The sequence below is a fragment of the Salipaludibacillus sp. HK11 genome, assembly GCF_047795645.1.
In the GTDB taxonomy this organism is placed as follows: domain Bacteria; phylum Bacillota; class Bacilli; order Bacillales; family Salisediminibacteriaceae; genus Salipaludibacillus.
The window spans coordinates 4,898,876-4,913,316 of sequence record NZ_CP181045.1 but is presented as its reverse complement, the minus strand read 5'-3'; the positions used below and the strand labels follow the sequence as shown (position 1 = coordinate 4,913,316).

General features: G+C 36.2%; 13 protein-coding genes. 5 read left to right on the top strand and 8 right to left on the bottom strand.

Annotated elements, in window-relative coordinates:
- Position 1: 1 nt before the first annotated feature.
- Positions 2 to 1,102, bottom strand: a complete 1,101-nt coding sequence (locus ACM26V_RS23270) for a carbohydrate kinase (protein WP_416149134.1) — start codon at positions 1,100 to 1,102, stop codon at positions 2 to 4.
- Positions 1,103 to 1,336: 234 nt separating this feature from the next.
- Between ACM26V_RS23270 and ACM26V_RS23265 the strand changes: the two genes are divergently transcribed.
- The 4 genes from ACM26V_RS23265 (at position 1,337) to splB (ending at position 4,963) form a co-directional block, all read left to right on the top strand.
- Positions 1,337 to 2,983, top strand: coding sequence for an ABC1 kinase family protein (locus tag ACM26V_RS23265; RefSeq protein ID WP_416149133.1), 1,647 nt, complete (start codon positions 1,337 to 1,339; stop codon positions 2,981 to 2,983).
- 13 nt (positions 2,984 to 2,996) lie between these two features.
- Positions 2,997 to 3,323, top strand: coding sequence for a phasin family protein (locus ACM26V_RS23260; protein ID WP_416149132.1), 327 nt, complete (start codon positions 2,997 to 2,999; stop codon positions 3,321 to 3,323).
- 333 nt (positions 3,324 to 3,656) lie between these two features.
- Complete coding sequence (locus ACM26V_RS23255) at positions 3,657 to 3,938, top strand: transcriptional regulator SplA domain-containing protein (RefSeq protein ID WP_416149131.1); 282 nt, start codon at positions 3,657 to 3,659, stop codon at positions 3,936 to 3,938.
- Positions 3,935 to 4,963 (top strand): spore photoproduct lyase, encoded by a 1,029-nt coding sequence (splB, locus tag ACM26V_RS23250; protein WP_416149130.1) that lies wholly within the window; start codon positions 3,935 to 3,937, stop codon positions 4,961 to 4,963. Before ACM26V_RS23255 ends, splB begins: the two co-directional genes overlap by 4 nt.
- A 22-nt stretch (positions 4,964 to 4,985) precedes the next feature.
- Here splB and ACM26V_RS23245 read toward each other — a convergent pair whose 3' ends face one another.
- The 7 genes from ACM26V_RS23245 to helD form a co-directional block, all read right to left on the bottom strand.
- Positions 4,986 to 5,279, bottom strand: coding sequence for a hypothetical protein (locus tag ACM26V_RS23245; RefSeq protein WP_416149129.1), 294 nt, complete (start codon positions 5,277 to 5,279; stop codon positions 4,986 to 4,988).
- 86 nt (positions 5,280 to 5,365) lie between these two features.
- Complete coding sequence (locus ACM26V_RS23240) at positions 5,366 to 7,282, bottom strand: EAL domain-containing protein (protein WP_416149128.1); 1,917 nt, start codon at positions 7,280 to 7,282, stop codon at positions 5,366 to 5,368.
- A gap of 186 nt (positions 7,283 to 7,468) precedes the next feature.
- Entirely contained in the window at positions 7,469 to 8,338 is an 870-nt protein-coding gene (locus ACM26V_RS23235; RefSeq protein WP_416149127.1) for a GNAT family N-acetyltransferase, read from the bottom strand.
- Between the two features lie 44 nt (positions 8,339 to 8,382).
- Positions 8,383 to 8,841, bottom strand: coding sequence for a GNAT family N-acetyltransferase (locus tag ACM26V_RS23230; protein WP_416149126.1), 459 nt, complete (start codon positions 8,839 to 8,841; stop codon positions 8,383 to 8,385).
- A 370-nt stretch (positions 8,842 to 9,211) separates the two neighbouring features.
- Positions 9,212 to 9,691, bottom strand: coding sequence for a hypothetical protein (locus ACM26V_RS23225; protein ID WP_416149125.1), 480 nt, complete (start codon positions 9,689 to 9,691; stop codon positions 9,212 to 9,214).
- Between the two features lie 201 nt (positions 9,692 to 9,892).
- On the bottom strand, positions 9,893 to 10,663 hold the full coding sequence (gene map / locus ACM26V_RS23220; protein ID WP_416149124.1) for a type I methionyl aminopeptidase: 771 nt from the start codon (positions 10,661 to 10,663) through the stop codon (positions 9,893 to 9,895).
- A 101-nt stretch (positions 10,664 to 10,764) separates the two neighbouring features.
- A complete protein-coding gene (gene helD / locus ACM26V_RS23215) occupies positions 10,765 to 13,047 on the bottom strand; it encodes an RNA polymerase recycling motor HelD (protein ID WP_416149123.1) in 2,283 nt (760 codons plus the stop codon).
- Positions 13,048 to 13,395: 348 nt separating this feature from the next.
- On the opposite strand from helD, the gene ACM26V_RS23210 reads away from it, so the two are divergent.
- Entirely contained in the window at positions 13,396 to 14,391 is a 996-nt protein-coding gene (locus ACM26V_RS23210) for a peptidoglycan-binding protein (protein WP_416149122.1), read from the top strand.
- Positions 14,392 to 14,441 lie beyond the last annotated feature (50 nt).

The window sequence follows — 14,441 nt, the reverse complement described above, 5'->3', positions numbered from 1 at the left end:
ATTATTCTCCTCCTTGTTCCAATGGATCTTTGTCCATGAAAAACGTTTCATTAAGATTTTTTGCAACGGACTCGTCTGTTTCTATAGTAAATTTCGCTAATTGAATGCCATACTTGCAAGCCTCTCTTAACGGTAGTTCGTGATACAGTCCGTAAATAACGCCAGCTGCAAAAGCATCACCGGCTCCCGTCACATCTTTCACAGATACAGGTAATGCTGCCAGAGATCCATGCTCGCCCATTTCAGTTTTAAATGTAACTCCATTTTTTCCATTAGTAACAATGACATTTTTAACACCTAACTTTAAAATTTCATCCATTTGTTCGATAGTATCCAAAGAAGAATCTATCAAATATCTCTTTGAAGCTGATTTCAGTTCCTCTTCATTAAAAATAATGAAATCGATTTGTTCCAATGAATCCGGTACTCGATTCATTTTTTTCGAAGAAACAGGAACAAGAGCCAATACTTGATCTTTTTGCTTATTTTGGATTATTTCTCGCAATACATTTTTAGGAAAGTTCGTGTCTAAGATTAACATCTCAGCAGCACGAAGATGACTACTGGCTAAGTTCAAGTCTTCCGTTGATACCGAATCATAAATATCCATATCTGCTAAAGCAAATACCATCTCATTGTCATTGTTTAACACTGCCGTGTAAGTACCTGTTCTTTGACCTTGTTTTTCTATAGATGGGGACCGGTCAATCAATGAAGAAGATTCCCAAATAACTTCACTTGCTTGATCGTTTCCTATCACTGTTAGGAGCGACGTTGGAATAAGAAGTTTAGACAAATTTTCTGCAATGTTTCTTGCAACGCCACCCGCTGAGTCGCTTACATGGACAGGATTGGAGTCTTGCCATTGAAAATCTTGAACTAACTTTGCTTTGCGATCGATATTTGCTCCACCAATACACAGAACCTTTCTTGATTCATTTAATACGTAGGCACGCCCAATGATATGTCCGGCTTTGGTTAAAGTTGAAATGTAACCTGCAATTGCTGATCTTGATAAGTTCAAGCGTTCAGCAAGATCCAGTTGGGTAATATACGGATTATTTCGAATCAAGTCTAATATTACCTGCTCCCTTTCATTCATTTAGTTGGCTCCTCTTCTTTTTAATATACTACCAATCTCACCTCTATAATAAACTAATGTTTATACAGTCGTCAAATGTCTTATTTAAATCTTTTACAAATTTCCATCTTTGAATTCGATGAGTGTTTTTTAGAGAATTCACTTATTAATGTAGTATAATAGTGACATAATTCTTATTATTATCGGGTATGAAACAGATACAGTGTAGTAGTTGAATTGACAGGAGGATCATTTGTGAAAAACTTCTCATTCTATCGCATCTTAATCATCGTAACAATGTTCATAAAATTTGTATCACAACTATATGTTTTTAATAAACGAAATAAAACATGGGATACTGAAACCAAAAAAAAATGGGAAAAATTATTGACAAAACAAGCAGCAGAGTACCGAGAAAAAGCAATTAAGTTGGAAGGCTTAATGATAAAAGTTGGACAGTTTCTAAGCACAAGAGCAGATATTATGCCTGAAGTATTTTTAAATGAACTATCTGATCTCATCGATCAAGTACCTCCTGTTCCGGCGAATATTTCAAAGAAAATATTAGAGAAAGAATGGGGACAAGAATTAGAAAATTATCTTGCCGAATTAAGTGATAAGCCAGTTGCGTCAGCTTCGATTGGAGAAGTATACAAAGGAAAGTTACACAACGGTCAAGACGTCGCCATAAAAATACAACGATACAATATTGATAAAATTATTAAAACTGACTTTAAAGCACTGCGCTTAGTCTTATGGATTACTCGTGTATTTACGAAGTTCGGAAAAGAAATGGATACAAAAGCCCTTTATAAAGAAGTCGTTTCTATCGTTGGAAATGAATTAAATTATCATAAAGAATTGAAAAATGGACAATATTTCTACAAAAAATTCCACGATAGTAAAAATTATTACATTCCTCAATTTTATGAGGAGTACTGCACTCGCCGTGTTCTCGTCATGGAATGGGTAGAAGGACAGAAAGTAACGGATATAGCTTATTTCAAAAAACATCATATTGACCGTCAAGGTGCTGCACGTCGGTTATTTCAGTTCTTTGTTGATCAATTATTGGATTATGGGATGTTTCACGCTGACCCACATCAGGGAAATATATTAATTACGAAAGATGGAACGATTGTTATTCTCGATTTCGGTATGGTAGGAGAAATTTCTCGCGAAGATTCTGCAAAAATCAGAAGAATGATTCAAGGTTTTGTGCTAGATGATTATCAACTTGTCATCGACCAATTGCAAGAATTGGGGTTTCTTCTTCCCCATGCTAATAAGGGTAAACTTTCGTCTTTATTAAAAACTTATGTAGATCTGTATTTGGATCAAGGCTTGAAAGATTTGGATCAGGGTGCGATGGAAGAAATTTTTCAAGATCTTCAAGAAATCGTCCGTGAACAACCAATCCAATTACCTGCTGAATTTGCATTTTTAGGACGTTCTGCTTCGATCGGTGTTGGTGTACTAACGATTATTGATCCAAAAATTGATTTTTTAGAGCTAGGAAAACCAGTGGTGATGGAATGGTTAGAAGAAAAGGAAGAGGATCATGCAAGCATACAAATGCAACTTTTAAAAGACTCAGTGAAACCTTTTCTATCGATCCCACGTAATATAAATAAGTGGCTAGAAGAACCTTCTTATCAAAGAAATTCTGAAGAACGGCGTCAATGGAGATCATTTGACCATCAAAGATTTGTGCTGATGATGATCGGATCATCACTAACTTTTTTTATTATGGTAACTTTTCTACTTTTAACTATACTGGTCGCTGATTCTTCTATACAATTGATTGCGCTTATTCTTACTATCATCACTTTCATCATATGTATTACCACTTTCCTATTTCATAAATGGTGGGTGGATAAATATAGAGAACAAAATCACTAAGGAGGTTTATTAGATGAGTAATTTGTTAAAAACAGGATTTTTACTCGGTATAGGTGCTGCAGTTTCGAGCAAGGAAAAAGTGGATAAATATGTTGATGACTTGCTTGCTAAAGGGAAAGTAACACCGAAGGAAGCTGACGAATTGTATCAATCTCTGCTAAAAAAGGGAGAAGAAACAGAGGAACAATGGAACCAGCGCTCAAAAGAAAAAATGCGTTCTATTATGGATGATTTAAATATCATCTCGAGAGAAGAATTCTTGCAACTACAAGAACGCGTAGATCAACTGGAAAAGAAACTAACTGATCAAGTGGATAATGATCCTAAACAAGATGATTAGACATGGCAAAAATTCATACACCAAATTAGCGGCAGTCTTTCATGACTGTCGTTTTTCTAATACTTTAAAAATGTTTAACTTCCCTAATGGATTAAAGTATAAGATAAACTAAGGCTTTCGCCATGACGGACTTGGCGACAAGCCAAGTTTTTCTAACACTTTAAAAATGTTTAACTTCCCTATGGATTAAAGTATAAGATAAACTAAGGCTTTCGCCATGACGGACTTGGCGACAAGGCAAGTTTTTCTAATGATATTTTTTCCACGCATAACAATCCCCTTTCTCTCTAATGATAAAAAGAAATCTAATTAATCTACGAGGGAGTAATAATTATGACTAACAACCAATATCATTCTGGTGACCAAGTATATGTCATTCAACGCAATCCACACACACAATCTGTCGCACATATTCAAGGTGCAAATATCGTAGAAAACCCTTATCATCCAGGTGAATTATCTCTCTTTTTTATGGATGAGTATTATCCTTTAACCGATGAATTTGCGATTTACTCGAGTTATGGTGAAGCTGAAGATGAATATCGCGAAATTTTTGCAAGTAGTGATGAAAATCAAGCAGGAATTTCCCCTCTACACGAGGCCTTTGATTTATGATCGAACCTTTTGTACCACAACTCGTATATATTGAACCAGACGCATTAGAATATGCTTTAGGAAGACAATTAAAAACTAAATTCGAAGCAATGGGGATCGAAATCAGAGAAACAACATCTCATAATCAAGTAAGAAACATCCCAGGAAAAAATGATTTACAAAAATATAGAAATGCTAAGTCAACACTCGTGGTTGGAATCCGAAAAACATTGAAATTTGATACGTCGAAACCTTCTGCTGAATATGCAATCCCATTAGCTACAGGATGTATGGGACATTGCCAATACTGCTACTTACAAACAACGATGGGAAGCAAACCCTACATTCGAACTTATGTGAATGTGGATGAAATTCTAGACGCAGCAGATTCCTATATGGCGGAACGTGCGCCTAAAGAAACGCGTTTTGAAGCTGCTTGTACGTCTGATATTGTAGGAATCGACCATTTAACCCATTCGTTAAAACAGGCAATTGAACATTTTGGGAAATCTGACTACGGGAAGCTTCGTTTCGTAACTAAATATCATCATATCGATCATTTATTAGATGCAGACCATAGAGGAAAAACGCGCTTCCGCTTCAGTATCAATGCTGATTATGTGATTCGAAACTTTGAACATGGAACTTCCCCTTTAACTGAAAGAATTAAGGCCGCAGCAAAGGTAGCCGAAGCTGGTTATCCACTAGGTTTTATCATCGCCCCCATCTACTTACATGAGGGGTGGGAGGAAGGCTATTTGAAAATGTTTCAATTGCTCGATGAGCATCTTCCTGAGAAATTTCGCGAAGGAATGACTTTTGAATTGATTCAACATCGTTTTACTAAACCCGCAAAACGTGTAATTCAAAAAAATTATCCAATGACCAAACTAGAACTAGATGAGGAAAAACGCAAATATAAGTGGGGAAAATACGGAATCGGAAAATATGTTTACCAAACAGATGAGCAAGAAGCTATTCAGTACCATCTTCATCACTATCAGGAGCAATATTTTCCTGAAGCAAAAATTGAATATTTCACATAGTAAATCAGAGTGACGCTTTACGTCACTCTGATTTACTTTTGTCATTTTCTCGTTTTTTGTCAGCAGTATGCATTTGGAACCAGAAAAATCCCCAATAACTACCTATCGCAAGGAAGGCTAACAAATATATTCCGCTTCGTATCAATTCTCCACGAACAACAAATAATGATGGATCAAAACGATAAGAAATCATATACGTTACGATCAAATACAAAACCCATAACTTTACTCCAAAATGATAAAGACCTTCTTTTACAATAAAAGCTGTTCTTCCTTCTTCCAATCGCTTTCTCATACGTTTATTCTGTTTTGACAATAGTTGGCTCCTCCTGCAAATATAAATAAGGATTATATTTATTATTCTACATGAAAAAAACCGAAGCTACTAGCTCACAGCTCATATCATGATATTAGATATGATCTATTTATAAGTGAAGGTACATCTATTGAATCTACTGGTCGACTTATGAAGTACCCTTGAATACCATCGCATTTATGCTTCTTTAAAAAGTCGATCATCTCTTCTGTTTCAATTCCTTCAGCGATTACATAAATCCCTAGTTGCCTTGCTAAATGAATAATTGTTTCGACGATTGCAGAATCCACTTTATTTCCTGGAACCTCACTCATAAAGGAACGATCAATCTTGACATAATCTGTTGGAATCGTTTTCAAATAATTCAATGAAGAATAACCCGTCCCAAAATCATCCAAAGCAATTCTACATCCTAATTTCTTCAACTCTTTGATGGTGGCTAAGCTGGTTTCGATATGATACATTAACACTGTTTCAGTTATCTCAAATTCAATTCTATTCGGTTCAACACTATATTTGTCTAGTAACATCCTCACATCATCAACGAAATTACTTTTCCTTATTTGGTTTGCCGATAAGTTTATGGACATCTCCAAACGAATTCCTTGCTTTTCCCACTCCTTCAATTGAGAAAACGATTCTGCAATAATCCATTCCCCTAATCGAATGATATAGCCGGTTTTTTCAGCAATCGGAATAAAATCTAACGGAGGAATTCGTCCATTTATTGGATGATTCCAACGTACCAAAGCTTCAACTCCAACAACCTTTTTTTTCTTCAAGTCATATCTAGGCTGATATTGTAAATATATTTCGTTATTTTCCAATGCTTTTGTCAAATCGTGTTCAAGACGGAAGGAGTCTATATGGTGACTAAGACCGTTTAAATAAAATTGTATGCTTACTCCGGCTTCTTCTTTTGCTAAGTACATAGCCATGGCTGCATGTTGAAAAAGCGTATGAGCATCCACTGAATCATCAGGGAAAATAGAAATTCCTACACTTACATCAACAACGATATGCTGACCATTCAATTCAAATGGTTTACTTAACTCCTTAACCACACTTGCTAATACTTTGTTCAATATTTCGAACGATTGCACATCTTGATAAAGTAATGAGAATTCATCTCCACCATTACGATAAACTTGAATAGGTAGTTGCTCCGAAGTAGATTCCAATCTTTTAGCTACCTGTTTCAACAATTCATCACCAATATGGTGACCAAACGTATCATTTATTGTTTTAAAGCGGTTAATATCAATAACTATTAGTGCTAGCTTTGATTCTCTTTTAACCGCTTTAGCAAGCATATCTTCTGCATCTCTTGTTAAGCTAAAACGATTAGGTAACCCTGTCATATAATCAAATTGAAGAAGGTGTTCCAATTCGGCTTCATGTTTTTTACGTTCATTCACATTTAAAAAGAATACAGAAACTCCTTTTCCAGAAGGAAATACCCTGACATCAAACCATGACGATTGACTCTTATAAAACTCTTCAAATGACTGATTAGTATACTCTTGATTTGCAATAAGTAAGGCAGAATGAATTTTTGTTTCCATTAAATCAGGAAATTCTTTCCAAAGGTTTTTACCGATTAAATTTTCATTTGTTTTTCTGCCTAATAATCGTTTCGCTTCATTGTTCATGTAAGTAAAAGCAAAGGTTTCATCTACTGAAAAGAACGCATCACTAATACTTTCCAAAATCTTTCTCGAACTGGTAAGGACTTCAATCCTTTGCTTCTTTTCATCAATTAGCTTTTCATGAATTTGTTCGTTCTTATTAAAATAAATTTTTATCAAAATATAGAGGAGAATTGATGTTACAACAACATAGCCTACCCCTTTTGTCGTATGGATAATTAAAGCAATTTTCGAGTTCGTTATATAATGATCGACTAAGCCATCTGAAACAGTTATCCATAGGATTCCTAACAAAAGGTAAAATAAAGAAATTTTCAGGGCTGCATGATGGAATAAAGATGGAAAAGTAAACATCAACGACACTCCTCTAGTAGATTTACTTTATTTTTTATTTCCTAGAGCTTTTCTATCCATCAAGATACTTATATTAAATAAGTTATCCATTGTGAAAATGATCTGATATGATTCTAAATATTCAGTCTTATTATACTATTTTTTCTGCTTTTTGTAACCTCTTTTTCTGTACAAAAAAATTCACCCTTAAGGTGAATTCGAAATCTCCTCAAAACGATATTCAACAGCATCGCCAATCGGTTCATAGCCAATTTTCATATAAATAGAATTTGAAGTAGGGTTTTCCGCATCGGTATTCAAACTACAAAATTTAAACCCTTCGTTTAAAAGCCGTTCACTTAATGCACCGACACATGTTGTTGCATAACCCATTCGTTGGTACTCTTCAGGAGTATAGACAAAGTTAACGACAATACCATTTGGCAATTCCCTTGCTCGTTTTGCCATCGAGACAGGCGTACATTGATCGTTCCGCCAAAAAAATACTTGGTTGTTACTAATCTCTTTTCGAACTGTTTCTTCCAAGTTCGGGTGTTCGGTTAGTCCTAACGCTTCTTCTTCAAATTCTTCGGTCCAAGACATAACCAACGCAATATCATCCTCTGTTGCATAACTGAGCCGACCAGGTTTCCTAGGATACTCTTGAAGATTTTTCAATTGGTAAATATTTTGCTTCATACATGCTACAGCACGGTGCCCAGTAAGATTCGACCACTCATTTGCAAATGTCTTAGACGTATCCGTACACCCGACAACTCCTGGAATGTCGATGCCAATACTATATATCCACTGTGCTGCTTTTTTTAAAACGGAAAGTTGTCCACAAATAATCAGATTCCGTGGCGGTGTTCTAACAAGCACAACTTTCACAAAATTCTCCTCATCTATTCCTAATGCCATCAACATATCGTTTGGTATTGACCCAGAGGTTTTTTCAAGCTTTGCTAATTGTCTAAGTATTCCAAGAGGAAGATTATGAATTGCTTCTTGTTTAGCAAGAAATTCTCCCGCTAAGTCAAGCACCGTCAAGGCCGAATTGTAACGTACAAATTCCATAGATATTCCTCCTCTACTAGTTTATGAACGTTCTGGAAGTGGTATCATAAGAAGTCTCTTTCCAATTTAACAAATCGATAATCGCGGCCATTTGTGTTCCGCTGAAAATAACTTACTTTATCAAACTTATGTTTTTGAAAAACATGAATTGCGCGTTGATTAAATTCTGCTACATTGACAAGTAACTTTTTTGGTTCATACCATTTTAGCGCAGTTTCAATTGCATATTTTGTAAATGCATATCCTTTGCCTAAACCAGTTAAATCTGGGCGCAATCCTAAGGCAATTTCTACATCATGTAAATTCAGTGGATTGAATCTGAAATAACCAACTAATTCATCATCTTCATAAATTGCTGCATAATGATTCCACTTGAATGGATTCAAAAATTCATCTAAATCGTCTACTTCGTTCTGAATATCGTAGAATGAATATTCATCATCGTATTCCCATTCTACGATTTCAAGTGCTGCTTCGTTTGTCATCCAATTCCACTGCAACATGGAAATCCCCCTAAGTTGAACTGTATCTTCTACTTTATCTTACTTTCTATTATACATTTTTCCTATCTTTCATTCATCCATTATTTAGTTAATTAAACCAATTTCATAAAGAAGACCCTGTCGTCAACACAATTAAAGGACAAAAATATGTAGTTTTTTTAATTCCTACAGATTAACGTTACATTGGTACATATAAACATCCAATTCGTACATATAAATCAACCCTTCCGACACATAACATGATTCAACAATATTCGCAGCACGATCCGTGTTCACTTCCTTCCTCCACAACTTAAAAATCAGCAGATTCCTATCAATAAAAAAAAGCTGGTTTAAAATTTATTTAAACACAGCTGAAAAAGTATTTTTGTTAATAGCATTGGAAAGAGCGAATTTGATTTGTATCAATTCCCATATAGACCCATCTGTATTGCCTAGGTCTCCACCTATACCCTGCAACAGAAGTTCTTCCAATAAATGTAGGCCAAAACCAGAATCTCCGTCGATTTTCTAAAACAACATACGTATAGCGATATAAACAACCATGAAATGCTCCTGGATCTACAGCAAATGTCCCAATTCCACCAAGCTGTGTTGCCTGAGCAGGCGGTCGCCCTGGTGGAGGTCCTGGTGGAGGCCCTTGTTGCCCTGGTGGCCCACCAGGAGGAGAATAACCACCGGTGCCAGTAGGGAATCCAGGTGGCCTAGGAGGTTGACCAGGAGGCCCTGGTGGAGGACTTCCCGGTCCAGTTCCAGGTCCAAAACCAAGAAAAGAACCAATTCCTTGATAATCTTGCGTTACCCCTGGTTGAGCAGGAAATAGCCAGTTTATAATTCGATCATCATTCACGTTTTTCTCTCCTTTCTGTTTCTTTATATAGCCTATGATTGTCTACAATCATGGTGCTTGCCTAAGACTAGAAAACTTCATTAAAATATTTTTATATTTGTTTGTAGCGTCCCTTTTAAACCTCCTGGATGCAACAATAAAAAAGACCTTCCTTAAAGTGGAAAGTCTTGATTACTGTATTGATATCCTCATTATTATTGTTTATAGATCCCAAAGACCTTCTTGATTTTGTTCTGTCGTAATAATTGGTTTGCCATTTGTAATCACCAATGTATGTTCATATTGCGTTGAAATACTTCCATCTCGTGTTCTCGCAGTCCATCCATTATCATCCATCTTTGATTGCCAATCGCCAATATTAATCATTGGTTCAATCGTAATTACCATTCCTTCCTTCAGACGCTGGCCTTTACCAGCTCTGCCGAAATGAGGAATATTCGGTTCTTCATGAATCGTTGGTCCAATCCCGTGTCCAGCAAAATCACGAACAATCCCATAACCATAAGGCTTAACAAACGATTGAATAGCCGCACCAATATCTCCCACTCGGTTTCCTGCTACCGCTTGTTCAATCCCTTTATATAACGATTCTTCCGTCACTCGGTTAAGTTGTTTAATTTCATCAGATACATTCCCAACTGTATACGTCCAGGCTGAATCCGCTAACCCTCCATTAAGATCAACAACAAAGTCCATCGTCACAAGGTCACCTTCTTTCAATGGTTCACTACGAGGGAATCCATGACAAATTTCATCATTAATTGATGCACAAGTCGCAAATGCGTATCCGTGATATCCTTTTTGTGCTGGCTTTGCTCCATGTTTTTGAAGAGTTTTTTCTACAAATCCATCCAATTCTTTTGTCGTTACTCCTGGTTTCACCATCGTTGCTAATTTACGGTGAATACTCGCGACCAGTTTTCCAGCTTCTTTCATTAGCTCAATTTCTCGTTCTGATTTTCTCTGAATCATGAAGGGTGATCTCCTTTTTAATTTTTTTCATATGATATTAGGTATTCGGTACAAATCAAACATTCGTAAAAATACTAAAAATTAGCGAAGATTATAAGTAACTAGCCTTCTATCCGATTTATTTCTTCTACAAGGAGTCGATGTTGTTTTTCTGAAAACAGAAACAAGCGATGTAATGCACGAGTCATTGCCACATAAAGTAATTTCACATCGACTTCACTAAATGTATATTCTTCATCTAGTAATGCAATGAATACAACATCAAACTCCAAACCTTTAGCTAAAAAGGATGGAACTATAACAAGATCAGAATCAAACTGTTCATCAGAATCACTTAAACGTTGTACGGTCAATTTTGTCTCCTTCAACATCAATTTTTCAATTTCTTTACATTCATTCTCATTTTTACCGATAACAGAAAAAGATTGATATTGTTTCCCCTTCAGTTTAGAAATCGTTCTTTCAATTTCAACGACAAGTTCTTTTTTTGATAGGAATTTCTGAAACTCAGGAGATTTATCATGACGAACAACAGGTGTCGCTTTATATGCTTGGTTCTCAGGCAAATAATCTAGGACATGATTCGCTTCAGTCATAATTTCAACCGTTGTTCGATAACTTTGTGTCAATTGTTTAAATTGAGCATTAGGAAACACTTCGTCGATCACATCTTCCCAACCGGAAACGCCTCTATAGGAATGAATCCCTTGAGATAAATCCCCAAGTATCGTAAACACTTCTGTCCCCATCGCTCGTTTCATTACTTCAAATTCAAAAACACTGTAATCTTGAGCTTCATCAACAATCACGTTGTTCATTTGTAGGTTTGTTGGAATCCCATTAAAACGATGGGCAAAATAAAGCAATGCTCCTGCATCTTCAATCGAAAAAAGCTTTCTTTTTTTCAATAATTCCGCATCTTTCGAAAGCCATTCACATTGCTGAGCTTCAAGTTGACTGAATCTCATAATATCTCTGTGATTCGTCATCAACTCTCTATATTCTTTTATGTAATCTATTTTCGGGAACTTTTTTATATAATCACGAATCAATGACTTAGATTCTTTTTTCAATTCCTCTACATAAGCATCTTTTTTATCCGAAAGTGCGACGACTTTTTCTCGTCGTATTTCTTTATCACTTATGCCATAAAGCGCCTTTTCAATCTTATCATCATATACTTCTTCAACATTTTTAATAATCTCTTCTATTTTACTTTTTCCTTGTTTCTTAATAATTGTTTTCAGTTTCTCTATCCTTCTTGCAGGAGGCAAATAAGTATATTCTTCAAAAAACAGCTGATGAATTCTTTTTGCAGAGAACACTTTGTAACGTTCGAGCATCAGATTTTCTTTAGGAATCATCTGCACTTCCTTATCCGAAATAAATGCATCAAGTACTTGCTTAAATGCCATAGAACCTTTGAACTTTGCAATCCAACATTTCTCTTCAACTAATTCTTCGCTTTGATCATCCATTAAAGTAGTTAATAACTCGTCTTTTCCTACAAATTTAAGTTTCTTCCCGACAGCATCTTCTACATAATCGATAAAAGTTTTTTGTCTAACAGCATCGACGCCTAATTCTGGAAGTACTTCGGAGATATAATCCAAAAAGAGATTGTTTGGTGCTAAAATCATCATGTGATCTGCATCGAAGCTCTCAGAATACGTATAGATGACATAAGCAATTCGGTGCAAGGCAATCGTAGTTTTACCACTTCCTGCTACACCTTGAACAATTAACGGTTTATTCATAGGCGCACGAATGATTTGATTTTGCTCGGCTTGAATCGTTGATACGATATCTTTTAATCGGCTATCGGCATTGGTAGTCAATGATTCTTGCAACATCTCGTCTCTTGCAGTCATATCAATATCTCGAATTTCGTCTAATTCCCCGTCATCCAAAATATATTGACGTTTTAGATTTAAAGTTCCAGAATACGTTCCATCGTTCCCTTCATATGTAACCTTGCCGAGTCTCCCTTCGTAATAAAGGTTGGCAATTGGAGAACGCCAATCGACGATGACTGGTTCTTGGTTTTCTTGTTGAAAGAGAGATGTCTTTCCCAAATATAGCTTCTCTGTTACATTTGTTTCCTCTGGATTAAAATCCATACGTGCAAAATAAGGCTTATCCTGCGCATTTTTCAAGTGGTCTAAATGCTTCTTCGTCATCTCTAATAGATTCGCATTAGCCAGTATATTCACCCAACTCAAACTACTATCTAGGTGATCGAGTTCTTCTAGCGCGTGCTTAATATTTCCATGAAAGTCCTTTCGATCTGATTCTGCAGCAAGAATAACCGCTCGTATTAGTGACTTCGTTTCATCTAATCTCTTTTTTTCAAATTGGTAATCTTGATGGGTTTTCGCGTCCAAAGACGGTCACCGCTTTCCGTATAATATAACTATAACAACGTTTATCATATCAATAGTTACCGCTCTCAATCAACTTTAATGTCAATCATACACTCCTTATGTTGAAAAGTCAGCGAAAAGAAAACCCTCCAACAACATAAGAAGCATCTCTATAAACGGTTGAAAAATAAACGAATTCAGTACATATAAACTATGGGGAATTCTCTAATAAATGACAAGCAGATTACAGACAGTGACAATCTCTTTTCATAACATTAAATAACATGGAAAAGCATTGATCCTTCTTAATTAGGCTGATACGATTGGTCTCGTTGCATTAGGAACCAGAAGAAGGAGGTTTTCATTATTATGAAAACAATTAAATCGAACCGGTCGCTTCAGCGATTCGGAGTATCAGCCGTTGCAGTGAGTGCTATTCTTTTCTCAGGTACACAAGTAGGTGCGGCAAACGACAAAGAATTTGGAAATCAGCTTCTATATAAAGGAAAAGCTCATGACCATATCATAGAACTAAAAGAGCATTTGGGAGAAAGTGACTTCCTCGAAAAAGATGAAGACGAAAATGAATGGAACAATGAGTATGACGAAGCAACAAAGGAAGCTGTAAAGGAATTCCAGGAAAAATATGACTTGTTAGTTGACGGTCTTGCCGGCCTCCAAACTGCTAGTGCACTTATTGGACTCGAAAAAGGAGACGAAAGCGATCTTGTTTTAGCACTTCAAGAAGATCTAGCTGAACTTGGCTACTATGAATATCGTTTAGATGGAAAATTTGAGGACTTAACAGAGGAAGCTTTAATAAATTTCCAAAATGATGAAGAAGTAGAAGATGACGAAGGTGTTGCCGGGCCTTATACTTATTCAGCATTACACGATATGACAAGCAGGTATAACCCAGATATTCAACCACCTGAGACAGAAGAGACATCTCAGTCAAATGAATCAAATTCAAACGGATCCAATCAAGCTGATAATTCAAGTCAACCAGAATCGACTTCAAGTGAAAATGAATCAGCTGAAGAAAGCTCTTCATCTAACAATGAACCTGAAGCTTCGATGACATTGGAAGCAACTGCTTACACAGCTTATTGTGACGGATGTTCAGGTGTTACTTACACAGGGATTGATCTTAGAAGTAATCCTAATAAAAAGGTAGTCGCCGTCGATCCTAATGTGATTCCACTTGGGTCAATTGTAGAAGTTGAAGGTTATGGCCGCGCTGTTGCAGGAGACATTGGTGGCGCAATTAAAGGTAACCGTATCGACTTACATGTACCAACGAAAGATGAGGCGTTTTCATTCGGTCGACGAAATGTTGAAGTTACGATTGTTGAAACTCCATAAATTATGAAACGAGGTAGCTCAAATTATGAGCTACCTCGTTTCTTCTATGA

Coding starts and splice junctions, on each gene's coding strand:
- ACM26V_RS23270 (WP_416149134.1), bottom strand. CDS start 1,102: ATGAATGAAAGGGAGCAGGTAATATTAGACTTGATTCGAAATAATCCG.
- ACM26V_RS23260 (WP_416149132.1), top strand. CDS start 2,997: ATGAGTAATTTGTTAAAAACAGGATTTTTACTCGGTATAGGTGCTGCA.
- ACM26V_RS23255 (WP_416149131.1), top strand. CDS start 3,657: ATGACTAACAACCAATATCATTCTGGTGACCAAGTATATGTCATTCAA.
- splB (WP_416149130.1), top strand. CDS start 3,935: ATGATCGAACCTTTTGTACCACAACTCGTATATATTGAACCAGACGCA.
- ACM26V_RS23240 (WP_416149128.1), bottom strand. CDS start 7,282: ATGTTTACTTTTCCATCTTTATTCCATCATGCAGCCCTGAAAATTTCT.
- ACM26V_RS23235 (WP_416149127.1), bottom strand. CDS start 8,338: ATGGAATTTGTACGTTACAATTCGGCCTTGACGGTGCTTGACTTAGCG.
- ACM26V_RS23230 (WP_416149126.1), bottom strand. CDS start 8,841: ATGTTGCAGTGGAATTGGATGACAAACGAAGCAGCACTTGAAATCGTA.
- map (WP_416149124.1), bottom strand. CDS start 10,663: ATGATTCAGAGAAAATCAGAACGAGAAATTGAGCTAATGAAAGAAGCT.
- ACM26V_RS23210 (WP_416149122.1), top strand. CDS start 13,396: ATGAAAACAATTAAATCGAACCGGTCGCTTCAGCGATTCGGAGTATCA.